The organism is Enterobacter sp. BNK-14 (assembly GCF_047456095.1).
Classification (GTDB): Bacteria; Pseudomonadota; Gammaproteobacteria; order Enterobacterales; family Enterobacteriaceae; genus Enterobacter; species Enterobacter kobei.
In genome coordinates this window covers 1,822,149-1,837,898 of sequence record NZ_CP179897.1, presented here as the reverse complement: position 1 = coordinate 1,837,898, position 15,750 = coordinate 1,822,149, and the positions used below count along the sequence as shown (strand labels likewise).

17 protein-coding genes are annotated in these 15,750 nt (G+C 57.1%); 15 read left to right on the top strand and 2 right to left on the bottom strand.

Annotation, left to right across the window (positions count from 1 at the left end):
- Positions 1-49 precede the first annotated feature (49 nt).
- On the top strand, positions 50-721 hold the full coding sequence (gene queE, locus ACMGGM_RS08780; RefSeq protein ID WP_014885040.1) for a 7-carboxy-7-deazaguanine synthase QueE: 672 nt from the start codon (positions 50-52) through the stop codon (positions 719-721).
- Between the two features lie 29 nt (positions 722-750).
- On the opposite strand, the gene queD is transcribed toward queE, so the two are convergent.
- On the bottom strand, positions 751-1,113 hold the full coding sequence (queD, locus tag ACMGGM_RS08775) for a 6-carboxytetrahydropterin synthase QueD (RefSeq protein ID WP_014885039.1): 363 nt from the start codon (positions 1,111-1,113) through the stop codon (positions 751-753).
- 306 nt (positions 1,114-1,419) lie between these two features.
- Here queD and cysJ point away from each other — a divergent pair, with 306 nt between their 5' ends.
- Genes cysJ through cysH form a run of 3 tightly spaced genes read left to right on the top strand, consistent with a single transcriptional unit; the run spans position 1,420 to position 5,687 of the window.
- The gene (gene cysJ / locus ACMGGM_RS08770) at positions 1,420-3,225 is read left to right on the top strand and encodes an NADPH-dependent assimilatory sulfite reductase flavoprotein subunit (protein WP_063943614.1); all 1,806 of its coding nucleotides are present in this window, start codon (positions 1,420-1,422) and stop codon (positions 3,223-3,225) included.
- Positions 3,225-4,937 carry an assimilatory sulfite reductase (NADPH) hemoprotein subunit gene (cysI, locus tag ACMGGM_RS08765; protein WP_014885037.1) on the top strand — a complete coding sequence of 571 codons (1,713 nt, stop codon included), beginning with the start codon at positions 3,225-3,227 and terminating at the stop codon, positions 4,935-4,937. The genes cysJ and cysI overlap by 1 nt, the downstream gene beginning before the upstream one ends.
- 15 nt (positions 4,938-4,952) lie before the next feature.
- Positions 4,953-5,687, top strand: a complete 735-nt coding sequence (gene cysH, locus ACMGGM_RS08760; protein ID WP_014885036.1) for a phosphoadenosine phosphosulfate reductase — start codon at positions 4,953-4,955, stop codon at positions 5,685-5,687.
- A 71-nt stretch (positions 5,688-5,758) separates the two neighbouring features.
- On the opposite strand, the gene ACMGGM_RS08755 is transcribed toward cysH, so the two are convergent.
- Positions 5,759-6,802, bottom strand: coding sequence for an aminopeptidase (locus tag ACMGGM_RS08755; RefSeq protein WP_014885035.1), 1,044 nt, complete (start codon positions 6,800-6,802; stop codon positions 5,759-5,761).
- A gap of 237 nt (positions 6,803-7,039) precedes the next feature.
- Between ACMGGM_RS08755 and cysG the strand changes: the two genes are divergently transcribed.
- The 11 genes from cysG to ACMGGM_RS08700 all read left to right on the top strand — a co-directional run bounded on the left by cysG (position 7,040) and on the right by ACMGGM_RS08700 (position 15,748).
- Entirely contained in the window at positions 7,040-8,398 is a 1,359-nt protein-coding gene (cysG, locus tag ACMGGM_RS08750) for a siroheme synthase CysG (RefSeq protein ID WP_014885034.1), read from the top strand.
- Positions 8,399-8,407: 9 nt separating this feature from the next.
- Positions 8,408-9,316 carry a sulfate adenylyltransferase subunit CysD gene (cysD, locus tag ACMGGM_RS08745; protein WP_008499613.1) on the top strand — a complete coding sequence of 303 codons (909 nt, stop codon included), beginning with the start codon at positions 8,408-8,410 and terminating at the stop codon, positions 9,314-9,316.
- Positions 9,317-9,325: 9 nt separating this feature from the next.
- On the top strand, positions 9,326-10,750 hold the full coding sequence (gene cysN / locus ACMGGM_RS08740; protein ID WP_014885033.1) for a sulfate adenylyltransferase subunit CysN: 1,425 nt from the start codon (positions 9,326-9,328) through the stop codon (positions 10,748-10,750).
- Positions 10,750-11,355, top strand: a complete 606-nt coding sequence (gene cysC, locus ACMGGM_RS08735) for an adenylyl-sulfate kinase (protein WP_014885032.1) — start codon at positions 10,750-10,752, stop codon at positions 11,353-11,355. Before cysN ends, cysC begins: the two co-directional genes overlap by 1 nt.
- 58 nt (positions 11,356-11,413) lie before the next feature.
- Complete coding sequence (locus ACMGGM_RS08730; RefSeq protein WP_014885031.1) at positions 11,414-11,740, top strand: DUF3561 family protein; 327 nt, start codon at positions 11,414-11,416, stop codon at positions 11,738-11,740.
- Positions 11,741-11,819: 79 nt separating this feature from the next.
- A complete protein-coding gene (gene ftsB, locus ACMGGM_RS08725; RefSeq protein ID WP_008499609.1) occupies positions 11,820-12,131 on the top strand; it encodes a cell division protein FtsB in 312 nt (103 codons plus the stop codon).
- Positions 12,132-12,150: 19 nt separating this feature from the next.
- Positions 12,151-12,861 carry a 2-C-methyl-D-erythritol 4-phosphate cytidylyltransferase gene (gene ispD / locus ACMGGM_RS08720; RefSeq protein ID WP_063433844.1) on the top strand — a complete coding sequence of 237 codons (711 nt, stop codon included), beginning with the start codon at positions 12,151-12,153 and terminating at the stop codon, positions 12,859-12,861.
- Positions 12,861-13,340, top strand: a complete 480-nt coding sequence (gene ispF / locus ACMGGM_RS08715) for a 2-C-methyl-D-erythritol 2,4-cyclodiphosphate synthase (protein WP_006811766.1) — start codon at positions 12,861-12,863, stop codon at positions 13,338-13,340. The genes ispD and ispF overlap by 1 nt, the downstream gene beginning before the upstream one ends.
- Complete coding sequence (truD, locus tag ACMGGM_RS08710) at positions 13,337-14,386, top strand: tRNA pseudouridine(13) synthase TruD (RefSeq protein WP_045134136.1); 1,050 nt, start codon at positions 13,337-13,339, stop codon at positions 14,384-14,386. Before ispF ends, truD begins: the two co-directional genes overlap by 4 nt.
- Positions 14,367-15,128, top strand: a complete 762-nt coding sequence (gene surE, locus ACMGGM_RS08705) for a 5'/3'-nucleotidase SurE (RefSeq protein ID WP_014885028.1) — start codon at positions 14,367-14,369, stop codon at positions 15,126-15,128. Before truD ends, surE begins: the two co-directional genes overlap by 20 nt.
- Positions 15,122-15,748 (top strand): protein-L-isoaspartate(D-aspartate) O-methyltransferase, encoded by a 627-nt coding sequence (locus ACMGGM_RS08700; protein ID WP_014885027.1) that lies wholly within the window; start codon positions 15,122-15,124, stop codon positions 15,746-15,748. Before surE ends, ACMGGM_RS08700 begins: the two co-directional genes overlap by 7 nt.
- Positions 15,749-15,750 lie beyond the last annotated feature (2 nt).

The window sequence follows — 15,750 nt, the reverse complement described above, 5'->3', positions numbered from 1 at the left end:
CGGCGGGGATCTGCGATACTTATCGTTTATCCCCTTAACTGAGATGACTATGCAGTACCCGATTAACGAGATGTTCCAGACCCTGCAAGGCGAGGGTTACTTTACCGGTGTTCCCGCTATCTTTATTCGTTTACAGGGATGCCCGGTTGGCTGTGCCTGGTGTGATACCAAACATACGTGGGATAAGCTCGCAGATCGGGAAGTGTCGCTGTTTAGCATTCTGGCGAAAACCAAAGAGAGCGATAAGTGGGGCGCGGGCAGTTCAGAAGATCTGCTGGCGATTATTGGTCGTCAGGGCTGGACGGCGCGCCATGTGGTGATCACCGGCGGTGAACCCTGCATCCACGATCTGACTCCGCTGACCGAGCTGCTCGAAAAGAACGGCTACAGCTGCCAGATTGAAACCAGCGGCACCCACGAAGTGCGCTGCTCTCACTCTACCTGGGTGACGGTTTCGCCAAAAGTGAATATGCGCGGCGGGTATGACGTGCTCTCTCAGGCGCTGGAACGCGCGGATGAGATTAAGCACCCGGTAGGGCGCGTGCGCGATATCGAAGCGCTGGACGAACTGCTGGCGACGCTGACGGATGAAAAGCAGCGGGTGATTGCCCTGCAGCCTATCAGCCAGAAAGAAGATGCGACGCGTCTGTGTATTGAAACCTGTATCGCGCGTAACTGGCGCCTGTCCATGCAGACGCACAAGTACCTGAATATAGCCTAAAAAAAGCCCGGTTTTGCCGGGCTATTTTTTTACTCTCCGCGATACACGCAGCCTGCCGTGCAGGTCTCTTTGATCATCACCGCGCTCAGCAGTGGTACCAGCGGCTTCATCTGATCCCAAATCCATTTTGCCAGCACTTCGCTGGTCGGGTTTTCAAGGCCCGGGATCTCATTCAGATAGTAGTGATCCAGACGGTCGTAGGTCGGTTTAAACGCGGCCTTCAGTTCGGCAAAATCCATGATCCAACCGGTATGCGGATCAACTTCACCGGTGATCTCAAGACGCACCATAAACGAATGCCCGTGCAGACGGCCACATTTATGCCCTTCAGGAACATGCGGAAGGTGGTGGGCGGCTTCGAAGGTGAAATCTTTAAACAGTGTGGTGGACATGATCGCTCTCAGTAATGCGGAAAAAACCGCCGCATAGTACCGGAAAGCACAATTTTTAGCATTAACTAAAACGGCTCTGAAGGCGCAGCCATGGTGGTAAGGTGCTTTTTTGGTTTTTAACTATTTATTTTCAATGAGTTAGTTAACCTGTTTTATCGCTAAGAACGATAACTAAAACAGGTTAGTCCATTTGGTTATTTATTATTTCCATCCCTTCTTTAATTGTTATTATCCTCGCCGTTAACCTTATCTTCAGTTTGGATTTATTCGCTTAAAGTCCGCTTGGCTACTGGAACATAACGACGCATGACAACACAGGCCCCACCATCAAATTTGCTTCCCCTGAACCCGGAGCAACTGGCGCGCCTTCAGGCTGCCACCTCTGATTTTTCTCCCACTCAGCTTGCCTGGGTCTCCGGTTATTTCTGGGGAATGCTCAATCAGCAGCCTGGCGCTGTCGCGGGCGCACCGGCAACGGCTGTGGAAATTCCCGCTATTACGCTGATTTCCGCCTCGCAGACGGGCAACGCCCGCCGCGTGGCCGAAGCGTTGCGTGACGACCTGCTGGCCGCCAAACTGAACGTGAACCTGGTCAACGCCGGCGATTATAAATTTAAGCAAATCGCGTCAGAAAAGCTGCTGGTGGTGGTCGCCTCTACCCAGGGCGAAGGTGAACCCGCTGAAGAAGCGGTAGCGCTGCATAAGTTTCTGTTCTCGAAAAAAGCCCCAAAACTGGATGGCACGGCGTTTGCCGTGTTTGGTCTGGGCGATACCTCCTATGAATTCTTCTGTCAGTCCGGTAAAGACTTCGACAGTAAGCTGGCGGAGCTCGGCGCAGAGCGCCTGCTGGACCGCGTCGACGCGGATGTGGAACACCAGACTGCCGCCGCCGAATGGCGTGCGCGCATCGTTGAGGTGCTGAAAGCGCGCGTGCCGAAAGAGACGCCAGCGCAGGCCGCATTGACCGCCGCGGGCGTCGTCAACGATATCCATACCAGCCCTTACACGAAAGAAGCACCGCTGGCGGCAAGCCTGTCGGTGAACCAGAAAATCACTGGCCGCGACTCGGAAAAAGACGTGCGTCATATCGAAATCGATCTCGGTGACTCTGGCCTGCGTTATCAGCCTGGCGATGCGCTGGGCGTCTGGTATCAGAACGATCCGGCGCTGGTGAAAGAGCTGGTTGAGCTGCTGTGGCTGAAAGGTGATGAGCCTGTCACCGTTGACGGCAAAACCCAGTCGCTTTCTGATGCGCTGCAGTGGCATTTCGAACTGACGGTCAACACTCCGAACATCGTCGAAAATTACGCCACCTTAACGCGCAGTGAATCGCTGCTGCCGCTGGTTGGCGACAAAGCGAAACTGCAGCATTACGCCGCGACGACGCCGATTGTCGATATGGTGCGTTTCTCTCCGGCGCAGCTGGATGCCGATGCAGTGGTCGGGCTGCTGCGTCCATTGACCCCGCGCCTCTACTCCATCGCCTCTTCTCAGGCAGAGGTGGAGAGCGAAGTGCATATCACCGTGGGCGTGGTGCGTTATGACATCGAAGGCCGCGCCCGTGCGGGTGGGGCATCAAGTTTCCTGGCGGACCGCGTGGAAGAAGAGGGCGAAGTGCGCGTCTTTATCGAGCACAACGACAACTTCCGTCTGCCGGCAAACCCGGAAACCCCGGTGATCATGATTGGTCCAGGCACCGGTATTGCGCCGTTCCGCGCCTTTATGCAGCAACGTGCGGCGGACGACGCGCCAGGCAAAAACTGGCTGTTCTTCGGCAACCCACACTTTACCGAAGATTTCCTCTACCAGGTTGAGTGGCAGCGTTACGTCAAAGAGGGCGTGCTGACCCGCATCGATCTGGCCTGGTCCCGCGACCAGAAAGAAAAAGTCTACGTACAAGACAAACTGCGCGAACAGGGCGCAGAGCTGTGGCGCTGGATCAATGATGGTGCCCACATTTATGTCTGCGGCGACGCCAATCGCATGGCGAAAGACGTTGAGCAGGCACTGCTGGAAGTGATTGCCGAATTCGGCGGTATGGATGCCGAAACGGCGGATGAATTTTTAAGTGAGCTGCGCGTTGAGCGCCGTTATCAGCGAGATGTCTACTAATGAGCGAAAAACATCCAGGGCCACTGGTGGTCGAAGGTAAACTGACAGACGCCGAGCGCATGAAGCTGGAAAGCAACTACCTGCGCGGCACCATTGCTGAAGATTTGAATGACGGTCTCACCGGCGGTTTTAAAGGTGACAACTTCCTGCTGATCCGTTTCCACGGTATGTACCAGCAGGACGACCGCGATATTCGCGCTGAGCGTGCCGAACAGAAGCTGGAGCCGCGTCATGCGATGCTGCTGCGCTGCCGCCTGCCGGGTGGGGTCATCACCACCAAACAGTGGCAGGCGATTGATAAATTCGCTGGTGAAAACACGATCTACGGCAGCATCCGCCTGACCAACCGTCAGACCTTCCAGTTCCACGGTATTCTGAAGAAGAACGTGAAGCCGGTGCACCAGATGCTGCACTCCGTCGGGCTGGACGCACTGGCCACCGCCAACGACATGAACCGTAACGTGCTTTGCACGTCGAACCCGTACGAGTCTGAGCTGCATGCCGAAGCGTATGAGTGGGCGAAGAAGATCTCTGAGCATCTGCTGCCGCGCACCCGCGCCTATGCAGAGATTTGGCTCGATCAGGAGAAAGTCGCGACCACCGATGAAGAACCGATTCTCGGCCAGACCTATCTGCCGCGTAAGTTCAAAACCACGGTCGTGATCCCGCCGCAGAACGATATTGACCTGCACGCCAACGACATGAACTTCGTGGCGATTGCCGAAAACGGCAAGCTGGTCGGCTTTAACCTGCTGGTGGGCGGGGGCCTGTCCATTGAGCACGGTAACAAGAAAACCTACGCCCGCACCGCGAGCGAGTTTGGCTTCCTGCCGCTGGAGCACACGCTGGCGGTGGCGGAAGCCGTGGTCACGACCCAGCGCGACTGGGGTAACCGTACCGACCGTAAAAACGCGAAGACCAAATATACCCTCGAGCGCGTGGGAGTGGAGACGTTCAAAGCGGAAGTGGAGCGTCGCGCGGGGATCAAATTTGAGCCAGTCCGTCCTTACGAATTCACCGGTCGCGGCGATCGTATTGGCTGGGTGAAAGGTATCGACAATAAATGGCATCTGACGCTGTTTATCGAAAATGGTCGAATTCTGGATTATCCGGGCCGTCCGCTGAAAACCGGTCTGCTGGAAATTGCGAAGATCCACAAAGGCGAGTTCCGCATTACCGCTAACCAGAACCTGATCATTGCCGGCGTGCCGGAGAGCCAGAAGGCGAAGATCGAGACGCTGGCGCGCGATCATGGGTTGATGGATGCGGTCAAACCGCAGCGTGAAAACTCCATGGCCTGCGTGTCGTTCCCGACCTGTCCGCTGGCGATGGCCGAAGCGGAACGTTTCCTGCCGTCATTTACTGACAAAGTGGAAGCGATTCTGGAAAAACACGGCATTCCGGACGAGCATATTGTTATGCGAGTGACCGGCTGCCCGAACGGCTGCGGTCGCGCGATGCTGGCCGAGCTGGGGCTGGTGGGGAAAGCGCCCGGTCGCTATAACCTGCATCTGGGCGGTAACCGTATCGGCACACGTATTCCGCGTATGTTCCGCGAGAACATCACCGAGCCGGAAATCCTTGATTCCATCGATGAGCTTGTCGGGCGCTGGGCGAAAGAGCGCGAAGCGGGTGAAGGCTTCGGAGACTTTACGGTGCGTGCGGGCATCATTCGCCCGGTGCTCGATCCCGCAAGGGATTTCTGGGAGTAACCACGAGAGGTAATTATGTCCGTACTCGATCTAAACGCCCTTAACGAACTGCCAAAAGTCGAACGCATTCTGGCGCTGGCAGAAACCAACGCCCAACTGGAAAAGCTCGACGCCGAAGGGCGCGTGGCCTGGGCGCTGGAAAACCTGCCGGGAGACTATGTGCTTTCGTCGAGTTTTGGTATTCAGGCGGCGGTGAGTTTGCATCTGGTGAATCAGATCCGTCCGGACATTCCGGTGATCCTCACCGACACCGGCTACCTGTTCCCGGAAACCTACCAGTTTATTGACGAGCTGACGGACAAGCTCAGGCTGAACCTGAAAGTCTACCGCGCGACGGAAAGCGCGGCCTGGCAGGAGGCACGCTACGGCAAGCTGTGGGAGCAGGGCGTTGAGGGCATTGAGAAATACAATGAGATCAACAAAGTCGAGCCGATGAACCGGGCACTGAAAGAGCTTAACGCGCAGACGTGGTTTGCAGGGTTGCGCCGTGAGCAATCCGGCAGTCGTGCCACGCTGCCGGTGCTGGCGGTCCAGCGCGGAGTCTTTAAGGTGCTGCCGATTATCGACTGGGATAACAGGACGGTGTACCAGTACCTGCAAAAACACGGGCTGAAGTACCATCCGCTGTGGGACCAGGGCTACCTGTCAGTTGGAGACACCCACACCACGCGCAAATGGGAACCGGGAATGGCGGAAGAAGAGACGCGATTCTTTGGGCTGAAGCGCGAGTGCGGGTTGCACGAAGGGTAATTCCTTAACCGCCCTCTCCCTGTGGGAGAGGGTTGGGGTGAGGGCATCAGGCCGCGCTATACTTAAAAACCTCAGCCTTTCCCCGCCTTCGCCAGCTCCTTCACCAGCGGCAGCATCACTTTCACCACGTCCCGGCTGCGGTGTTCAATGCGCTGCGGCAGGGCGCTATCAATATGCTGCTGATTATCCAGCATCACGTTATGCCAGCTTGTCCCGTCCGGGAAGGCTTTCGATTTTCCCCGTTGCTGGTAGCCATCTTTTTTCCCCAGCGCCCAGTTGGTTGCTTCCACGTACAGGACCGGAATGCCCGCTTTATCGAACACTTCGCCGTCGTTGCAGCAGCCCGTTCCTCGCGGATAATTTGGATTGCCGCCCGGGTTGCTGGCGGCATACACCCCATGGCTGCGGGCAATGGCGAGCGCCCGGTCACGCGTCAGTTTACGCACGCTACCCGGCGTACTCTGTCCGCTGTTGAAATACAGTTTATCGCCGACAATCAGGTTATCGAGGTTAATTACCAGCAGCGTATTTTTCTTCTCTTCAGCGCTCATGCGTTTAAGGAGATTCTCAGCGCCGAGCTTACCCTCCTCTTCACCGCTGGTGGCAACGAAACGAATGCCATATTGCGTCGGAATGTTCTTCATTCGCTCGGCCAGTTCGAGCATCACGCCAAGACCCGCTGCGTTATCGTCCATGCCCTGCAGCGTCAGTCCGCCGAGGTTGTTATCGGTGTCGGCATCGCTGAGCGGTGCGTAGGTATCGAGATGCGCCATGATAATAATCTGTTCCGCCGCGCGACCTTCGTGAGCCGCAATAACCGTACTGCCGGTCACGTTGTGCCAGTTTTGTGTTTTATTGCGCGAGGTATAGATATAGCGGCTGTGAAACGACCGGATATCGCTCTGGTAACCCATATCAGCAAATTGCTGGCGAATATAGTCAGCAGAGAGCATTTCCGCAGGTGAACCGGTCATGCGGCCAGGGAAAACGGTGGCAATATGCCGCGCCTGCTGAGTGGCGATTTCACCATAGGGTTGATTTTTTGCCTGAGCCGGAAGAATAAAGCAAACGCCTAGCGCCAGGGCAGCAACACAGTGGCGCGTTGCGGAAAACATAGTGAGTCCTTAAAAACAGAGCAAAATTTTAACTGGCCTAGTATGAAACTGTGATCGTCCATACACAATTTGAATTGCTCTTAAATGCCCGAAAATTCGCGTGTTAAGCACTTTTTGATATTAACTTTTTCACATCGTTATTCCATTGAGTAACTACTCATTCCAATTCGTAATTTCATTCGGTCTAAGCCGCCCCCTATAGTCCCTCTATTCCTCGTTGTTAGTGAGTTGTTGCCTGTGGACTATCTGCCCTTATTTGCCGCGATTAAAGAGAAACCGGTGCTGGTTGTTGGCACGGGTGAAATTGCCGATCGCAAAATCGCGTTTTTGCAACGTGCGGGGGCGCAGGTGCGGGTAGTGGCAGAAGCGGATTTTGACGAATCACAAATCGACAGCGTAGTGCTGGTAATAGCGGCGACCGAAGATCGCGACCTGAACCGTCGTGTTTCCGACGCCGCTCAGGCCCGTTACCGTCTGGTGAACGTGGTGGACGACCAGCCGTTATGCTCGTTTATCTTCCCGTCGATCGTTGACCGTTCGCCGCTTCTGGTGGCGATCTCCTCCGGCGGGACCGCTCCGGTGCTGGCGCGCGTGCTGCGGGAAAAAATCGAAGCACTGCTGCCGACAAGCCTCGGGCGCATGGCGGAGACAGCCAGCTACTGGCGTAACCATCTGAAGACCCGGCTGACCAGCGTGGCGGAACGTCGTCGCTTCTGGGAGCGGGTGTTTCGCGGCCGCTTTGCCAGCCTGATGCAGGCCGGCAATGAGACGGCGGCGCAGAAAATTCTTGAAGACGAACTGGATAACCCTGGCAGTACGAACGGGGAGATCATTCTGGTGGGCGCAGGGCCGGGCGATGCCGGGCTTCTGACGCTGCGTGGCCTTCAGGTGCTGCAGGACGCGGACGTGGTGTTCTACGACCATCTGGTCACCGACGGCGTGCGCGAGCTGATTCGTCGCGACGCGGAGCAAATTTGCGTCGGCAAACGGGCAGGCGAGCACTCTGTGCCGCAGCACGACACCAATCAGATGCTGATTGCTGCCGCTAAAGCGGGCAAAACCGTGGTGCGTCTGAAAGGGGGCGATCCGTTTATCTTCGGACGCGGCGGAGAAGAGTTGCAGGCGGCAGCCGAAGCGGGCGTGCCGTTCCAGGTGGTGCCTGGCATTACGGCGGCATCAGCAGTAACGGCCTATGCCGGTATTCCGCTGACCCATCGCGATTATGCGCAGAGCGTCACTTTTGTGACCGGGCACTACAAGGCCGACAGCACGCCGTTTGACTGGTCGCATCTCGCCCAGAGCCGGCAAACGCTGGCGATATACATGGGCACGATGAAAGCCGCAGACATCAGCGAACAGCTGATTCAGCACGGTCGCGAGGCAGCGACGCCCGTTGCCGTGATTTCTCGCGGCACCCGCGTCGATCAGCATGTTGCTATCGGCACATTACTCGAACTTGCAGACCTGGCGAAAGATGCCCCGATGCCCGCCCTGATCGTGGTGGGGGAAGTGGTACAGCTGCACAGTACGCTCGCCTGGTTTCAACATACTACAGACTCAGAGGGGTTTGGTTCCTCTGTGGTGAATCTGGCTTAAGGAACGGTTATGGACCAAAAACGACTTACTCACCTGCGGCAGCTCGAAGCGGAAAGTATCCATATTATCCGCGAAGTGGCAGCCGAATTTTCTAACCCGGTGATGATGTACTCCATCGGTAAAGATTCCAGCGTCATGCTGCATCTGGCGCGTAAAGCGTTTTATCCGGGTACGCTGCCGTTCCCGCTGCTGCACGTCGATACCGGCTGGAAATTCCGCGAAATGTACGAATTCCGCGACCGTACCGCAAAAGCTTACGGCTGCGAGCTGCTGGTGCATAAAAACCCGGAAGGTGTGGCGATGGGCATTAACCCCTTCGTGCACGGCAGCGCCAAACACACGGATATCATGAAAACCGAAGGGCTGAAGCAGGCGCTGAACAAATACGGCTTTGATGCCGCCTTCGGCGGCGCGCGCCGTGACGAAGAGAAGTCTCGTGCTAAAGAGCGTATCTACTCTTTCCGCGATCGTTTCCACCGCTGGGATCCGAAAAACCAGCGCCCGGAGCTGTGGCACAACTACAACGGCCAGATCAACAAAGGCGAAAGCATCCGCGTTTTCCCGCTCTCCAACTGGACCGAGCTGGATATCTGGCAGTACATCTATCTGGAAAATATCGAGATCGTTCCGCTGTATCTGGCGGCTGAGCGTCCGGTGCTCGAGCGCGACGGCATGCTGATGATGATCGACGACGATCGCATCGACCTGCAGCCGGGCGAAGTCATCAAAAAACAGATGGTGCGTTTCCGTACCCTTGGCTGCTGGCCGCTGACCGGCGCGGTGGAATCCAACGCGCAGACGCTGCCGGAGATCATTGAAGAGATGCTGGTGTCGACCACCAGTGAGCGACAGGGGCGCGTGATTGACCGCGACCAGGCAGGCTCCATGGAGCTGAAGAAACGTCAGGGTTATTTCTAAGGAGCCGCCATGAACACCACTATTGCTCAACAAATTGCCAACGAAGGCGGCGTGGAAGCGTATCTGCACGCGCAACAACACAAAAGTCTGCTGCGTTTTCTGACCTGCGGCAGCGTGGATGACGGGAAAAGTACCCTGATTGGTCGCCTGTTGCACGATACACGCCAGATTTACGAAGATCAGCTCTCTTCTCTGCACAACGACAGCAAACGTCATGGTACCCAGGGTGAAAAACTCGACCTGGCGCTGCTGGTGGATGGTTTGCAGGCGGAGCGCGAGCAGGGCATCACCATCGACGTGGCCTATCGCTATTTCTCAACGGAGAAGCGCAAATTTATTATCGCCGACACCCCGGGGCACGAGCAGTATACCCGTAATATGGCGACCGGCGCGTCGACCTGCGACCTGGCGATCCTGCTGATCGACGCCCGTAAAGGCGTGCTGGATCAAACCCGTCGTCACAGCTTTATCTCCACGCTGTTGGGGATCAAACACCTGGTCGTGGCGGTCAACAAGATGGATCTGGTGAACTTCAGCGAAGAGAAATTTGAGGAGATCCGCCAGAGTTACCTGACCTTTGCCGAGCAGCTGCCGGGTAATCTGGATATCCGCTTCGTGCCGCTTTCCGCGCTGGAAGGCGATAACGTCGCCTCCCAGAGTGCGAATATGCCGTGGTACAGCGGCCCGACGCTGCTGGAAGTGCTGGAGACCGTTGAAATTCAGCGCGTGGTTGATACCCAGCCGATGCGCTTCCCGGTGCAGTACGTTAACCGTCCAAATCTCGATTTCCGCGGCTTCTCCGGCACGATTGCCTCCGGCTCCGTGAAGGTGGGACAGCGTGTCAAAGTGCTGCCCTCCGGCGTAGAATCGGCAATCGCGCGCATCGTGACGTTCGACGGCGACCTCCAGGAAGCCGGGGCAGGGGAGGCGGTCACCCTGGTGCTGAAAGACGAGATTGATATCAGCCGGGGCGATCTGCTGGTCGACGCGCAGGAAACGCTGGCAGCAGTGCAGGGCGCGTCTGTGGATGTGGTCTGGATGGCGGAACAGCCGCTGACCGCAGGCCAGAGCTACGACATCAAAATTGCGGGCAAGAAAACTCGCGCCCGCGTGGACGGCATTCAGTTCCAGGTGGACATCAATAATCTCACCCAGCGTGACGTGAGCGAACTGCCGCTGAACGGTATTGGCCTGGTGGATCTGACTTTCGATGAGCCGCTGGTGCTGGATCCGTATCAGCAGAACCCGGTAACGGGCGGCCTGATCTTTATCGACCGTCTGACTAACGTCACCGTCGGCGCGGGGATGGTTCGTGAGCCAAACGAGCAGGCGACCGTCGCCTCTGAATTCAGCGCCTTCGAACTGGAGCTGAACGCGCTGGTGCGTAAGCACTTCCCGCACTGGGGCGCCCGCGATCTGCTGGGAGGCAAATAATGGCCGCACATGATGAGAACGTCGTCTGGCATCCTCATCCGGTCACCGTCGCGCAGCGTGAGCAACTCCACGGACATCGTGGGGTTGTGCTGTGGTTTACCGGGCTGTCTGGCTCCGGTAAATCCACGGTAGCGGGCGCGCTGGAAGAGGCGCTGCATCAGAGGGGCGTGAGCACCTACCTGCTGGACGGGGATAATGTCCGTCATGGTTTGTGCAGCGATTTAGGCTTCAGCGACGACGACCGCAAAGAGAATATTCGCCGGGTGGGAGAAGTCGCCAGCCTGATGGCGGATGCCGGGCTGGTGGTGTTAACGGCGTTTATCTCGCCGCATCGTGCTGAGCGCCAGATGGTACGTGAGCGCGTGGGGCAGGATCGCTTTATCGAAGTGTTTGTCGATACGCCACTGGCGGTCTGCGAAGCTCGCGACCCGAAAGGGCTGTACAAAAAAGCGCGTGCCGGCGAACTGCGCAACTTCACCGGAATTGACGCGGTTTACGAAGCGCCTGAATCGCCTGAGATTCACCTGGAAGGTCAACAATTGGTAACAAATTTAGTAAGCCAATTATTAGACCTGCTCAGACGGGACGATATTATCAGATCCTGAGGCGGTATCGTTCGGGAGCTGTCTTTCCGAACGATGAGTCACGGTCACAGGATTAGCTATGCGCAACAGTGAAAACTACATTATCACCACCGGGTCGGAGCCGCTCGCGACCGACGACGAAACGACCTGGTCATTCCCCGGGGCCATTATTGGCTTCGTCTCCTGGTTGCTGGCGCTTGGCATCCCGTTTCTTATGTATGGCGGCAATACGCTGTTCTTTTTCCTCTACACCTGGCCTTTCTTCCTGGCGCTGATGCCCGTCGCGGTTGTCGTCGGCATTGCGTTGCACTCCCTGTTCAATGGCAGGCTCCTGTATAGTGCCGTGTTCACTATCGCCGCCGTAGTCATCATATTTGGGCTGCTATTTTTATGGCTGATGGGTTAACTTGCGGCATAATTAAAACCCCAGAGTAGAGTCCAGCGGAAAGTTATGGGATGATGAAGCCGTTTTTTCAGGGGGCAGGATGGGTAAACTAACGCTGCTGTTGCTGGCTTTGCTGATTTGGCTGCAATACTCGTTGTGGTTCGGTAAGAACGGACTGCACGACTACAGCCGGGTGAGCGATGACGTCGCGGCTCAGCAGGCAACAAACGCCAAACTTAAGGCGCGTAACGATCAACTCTTTGCTGAAATTGATGACCTCAATGGCGGGCAGGAGGCGATTGAGGAACGCGCACGCAATGAACTCAGTATGACTAAGCCGGGCGAAACCTTTTATCGTCTGGTTCCGGATGCGTCTAAACGCAATCAGGGCTCAGCACAAAATAATCGATAATCAGGCCCAGGATTACGACATGGCAGCAACTTTTTCGGACGTCTGTGCCGTGGTGCCGGCCGCAGGTTTTGGCCGGCGCATGCATACAGAGTGTCCCAAGCAGTACCTTTCAATTGGTGATAAAACGATCCTCGAGCACGCCGTGGCGGCGCTGCTGGCGCACCCGCGGGTGACGCGAGCGATCATTGCCATCAGCCCCGGCGATGCGCGTTTTGCGCAGCTACCGCTGGCAAACCATCCACAGATTACCGTTGTTGACGGCGGCGCCGAGCGCGCCGATTCCGTGCTGGCGGGCATTCAGGCTGCCGGAGACGCGCGGTGGGTGCTGGTGCACGACGCCGCACGTCCGTGTCTGCATCAGGACGATCTGGCGCGCCTGCTGGCGCTGAGTGAAACCAGTAAAGTGGGGGGCATCCTGGCCGCTCCGGTGCGTGACACCATGAAGCGCGCCGAGCCTGGCAAGCAGGCTATCGCCCACACCGTTGAGCGCGTCGATCTCTGGCACGCGCTGACGCCACAATTTTTCCCCCGCGAATTACTCCACGACTGCTTAACGCGTGCGCTTAAAGAAGGGGCGACCATCACGGATGAAGCCTCCGCGCTGGAGTATTGCGGTTTTCACCCCGAACTGGTTGAAGGACGCGCTGATAATATAAAAGTGACGCGCCCGGAAGATTTACAGCTCGCGGAATTTTATCTTACCCGTTCGACCCATCAGGAGAAGGCATAATGCGAATTGGACACGGTTTTGATGTACACGCCTTTGGCGGAGAAGGCCCAATTATCATTGGCGGCGTACGTATTCCTTACGAAAAAGGTCTTCTGGCGCATTCTGATGGCGACGTGGCGTTGCATGCGCTGACCGACGCCCTGCTGGGTGCCGCTGCGCTGGGGGATATCGGCAAGCTGTTCCCGGACACCGATCCGGCGTTTAAAGGCGCAGACAGCCGGGAACTGCTGCGCGAAGCCTGGCGCCGCATTCAGGCCAAAGGCTATACGCTGGGCAACGTCGACGTGACGATCATCGCTCAGGCGCCGAAAATGCTGCCGCATATACCGCAGATGCGCGTGTTTATTGCTGAGGATCTGGGCTGTCACATGGACGACGTGAACGTCAAAGCCACCACCACCGAGAAGCTAGGCTTTACCGGTCGCGGCGAGGGCATTGCCTGTGAAGCGGTGGCGCTGCTGGTGAAGGCCGCCAAATGACGGACTTCGATAACCTGACTTATCTGCACGGTAAACCGCTGGGTTCTGGCATGCTGAAGGCCAGCCCAGAAGATTTCGTGGTGGTTGAGGATTTGGGGTTTGAGCCGGACGGTGAAGGCGAACATATCCTGGTACGAATTCTTAAAAACGGCTGCAATACCCGGTTTGTGGCCGATGCGCTGGCAAAATTCCTCAAAATTCATGCCCGCGAGGTGAGCTTCGCCGGACAGAAAGATAAACACGCCGTCACCGAACAGTGGCTGTGTGCGCGCGTTCCCGGCACTACGATGCCTGATTTAAGCCAGTTTGAGCTGGAAGGCTGTAAAGTGCTGGAATACGCCCGTCACAAGCGCAAACTGCGCCTGGGGGCGTTGAAAGGCAATGCGTTTACGCTGGTATTGCGTGAAGTGTCTGACCGTTCAGACGTTGAAAAACGCCTCAACGCCATCAATGAACGCGGCGTACCGAACTACTTTGGCGCCCAGCGCTTTGGCATTGGCGGCAGTAACCTGCAGGGCGCGCTTCGCTGGGCACAAAGCGATGCGCCGGTGCGCGACAGGAATAAGCGCAGTTTTTGGTTGTCGGCGGCCCGCAGTGCGTTGTTTAATCAGATTGTGAGCGAAAGGCTGAAAAAACCGGACGCGAATCAAGTTGTTGTTGGCGATGCGCTACAATTAGCGGGACGCGGAAGCTGGTTTGTGGCAACGGCCGACGAAATGGCCGATGTGCAGTCGCGCGTGGACGCGAAATCGCTGATGATTACCGCCGCGTTGCCCGGCTCCGGTGAGTGGGGGACGCAGGGCGACGCGCTGAGCGCTGAGCAGGCGGCTGTCGCCGATGCGCAGGCATTACAATCATTGCTGGTGCGGGAAAAAGTCGAAGCAGCACGCCGCGCGATGCTGCTCTACCCGCAGCAGCTAAGCTGGAACTGGTGGGATGACGTCACCGTCGAGTTACGCTTCTGGCTGCCGGCCGGTAGCTTTGCCACCAGCGTTGTCAGGGAACTTATCAACACCTCGGGTGATTATGCGAATATTGCTGAGTAACGATGACGGGATCCACGCGCCAGGCATTCAGACCCTGGCGAAGCACCTCCGTGAATTTGCGGATGTGCAGGTTGTGGCGCCCGATCGTAACCGCAGTGGAGCGTCTAACTCACTGACCCTGGAGTCGTCGCTTCGCACCTTTACCTTTGAAAATGGCGATATTGCCGTTCAGATGGGTACACCGACCGACTGCGTCTTTCTGGGCGTGAATGCCCTGATGCGACCGCGTCCGGATATTGTTGTCTCCGGTATTAATGCCGGGCCGAACCTCGGCGACGACGTGATTTACTCCGGTACCGTGGCGGCCGCAATGGAAGGTCGTCATCTGGGGTTCCCGGCGCTGGCGGTTTCGTTAAACGGCCACACGCACTACGACACCGCCGCTGCGGTGACCTGCTCGATCCTGCGGGCGCTCGGCCGCGAGCCGCTGCGTACCGGGCGTATTCTGAACATCAACGTGCCGGATCTCCCGCTGGATGAAATTAAAGGCATTCGCGTCACACGGTGCGGCAGCCGTCATCCGGCCGATCAGGTGATCCCGCAGCAGGATCCTCGCGGCAACACGCTTTACTGGATCGGCCCTCCTGGCGATAAGTGCGATGCGGGTCCGGATACCGACTTTGCCGCCGTGGATGAAGGCTATGTTTCTGTTACGCCACTGCACGTAGATTTAACGGCGTATAGTGCGCAAGATGTGGTGTCGGGCTGGCTGGATCGCGCAGGAGTGAACGCGCAATGGTAAGCAAACGTGTACAAACTCTTCTGGAACAACTTCGCGCACAGGGGATCCGCGACGAGCATGTGCTTGAAGCGCTTGCCCAGGTTCCGCGTGAGAAATTTGTAGACGAGGCGTTTGAACACAAAGCGTGGGAAAACGTAGCGCTGCCTATTGGGCAAGGCCAGACGATTTCGCAGCCTTACATGGTGGCGCGCATGACGGAGCTGCTTGAGCTCACGCCCAATTCGCGCGTGCTGGAGATTGGCACCGGCTCGGGTTATCAGACCGCGATCCTGGCGCATCTGGTGCACCATGTCTGCTCCGTTGAGCGGATTAAAGGTTTACAGTGGCAGGCGCGTCGTCGCCTGAAACAACTTGATTTACACAATGTTTCGACACGACACGGTGATGGATGGCAGGGTTGGCAGGCTCGCGCCCCGTTCGACGCCATCATCGTGACGGCAGCCCCGCCTGAAATTCCTGCAGCCCTGTTGTCGCAGCTGGATGAGGGGGGCATTCTTGTTCTGCCCGTCGGCGATGAGCAGCAGCTCCTGAAGCGCGTTCGTCGACGTGGCGGCGAGTTTATTATCGACACCGTGGAAGCCGTGCGCTTTGTGCCTCTGGTAAAGGGGGAGTTGGCCTGAGA

Excerpts from the sequence above, each read along its gene's own strand:
- queE (WP_014885040.1), top strand. The coding sequence starts at position 50 with ATGCAGTACCCGATTAACGAGATGTTCCAGACCCTGCAAGGCGAGGGT.
- queD (WP_014885039.1), bottom strand. The coding sequence starts at position 1,113 with ATGTCCACCACACTGTTTAAAGATTTCACCTTCGAAGCCGCCCACCAC.
- cysJ (WP_063943614.1), top strand. The coding sequence starts at position 1,420 with ATGACAACACAGGCCCCACCATCAAATTTGCTTCCCCTGAACCCGGAG.
- cysI (WP_014885037.1), top strand. The coding sequence starts at position 3,225 with ATGAGCGAAAAACATCCAGGGCCACTGGTGGTCGAAGGTAAACTGACA.
- cysH (WP_014885036.1), top strand. The coding sequence starts at position 4,953 with ATGTCCGTACTCGATCTAAACGCCCTTAACGAACTGCCAAAAGTCGAA.
- ACMGGM_RS08755 (WP_014885035.1), bottom strand. The coding sequence starts at position 6,802 with ATGTTTTCCGCAACGCGCCACTGTGTTGCTGCCCTGGCGCTAGGCGTT.
- cysD (WP_008499613.1), top strand. The coding sequence starts at position 8,408 with ATGGACCAAAAACGACTTACTCACCTGCGGCAGCTCGAAGCGGAAAGT.
- cysN (WP_014885033.1), top strand. The coding sequence starts at position 9,326 with ATGAACACCACTATTGCTCAACAAATTGCCAACGAAGGCGGCGTGGAA.
- cysC (WP_014885032.1), top strand. The coding sequence starts at position 10,750 with ATGGCCGCACATGATGAGAACGTCGTCTGGCATCCTCATCCGGTCACC.
- ACMGGM_RS08730 (WP_014885031.1), top strand. The coding sequence starts at position 11,414 with ATGCGCAACAGTGAAAACTACATTATCACCACCGGGTCGGAGCCGCTC.
- ftsB (WP_008499609.1), top strand. The coding sequence starts at position 11,820 with ATGGGTAAACTAACGCTGCTGTTGCTGGCTTTGCTGATTTGGCTGCAA.
- ispD (WP_063433844.1), top strand. The coding sequence starts at position 12,151 with ATGGCAGCAACTTTTTCGGACGTCTGTGCCGTGGTGCCGGCCGCAGGT.
- ispF (WP_006811766.1), top strand. The coding sequence starts at position 12,861 with ATGCGAATTGGACACGGTTTTGATGTACACGCCTTTGGCGGAGAAGGC.
- truD (WP_045134136.1), top strand. The coding sequence starts at position 13,337 with ATGACGGACTTCGATAACCTGACTTATCTGCACGGTAAACCGCTGGGT.
- surE (WP_014885028.1), top strand. The coding sequence starts at position 14,367 with ATGCGAATATTGCTGAGTAACGATGACGGGATCCACGCGCCAGGCATT.
- ACMGGM_RS08700 (WP_014885027.1), top strand. The coding sequence starts at position 15,122 with ATGGTAAGCAAACGTGTACAAACTCTTCTGGAACAACTTCGCGCACAG.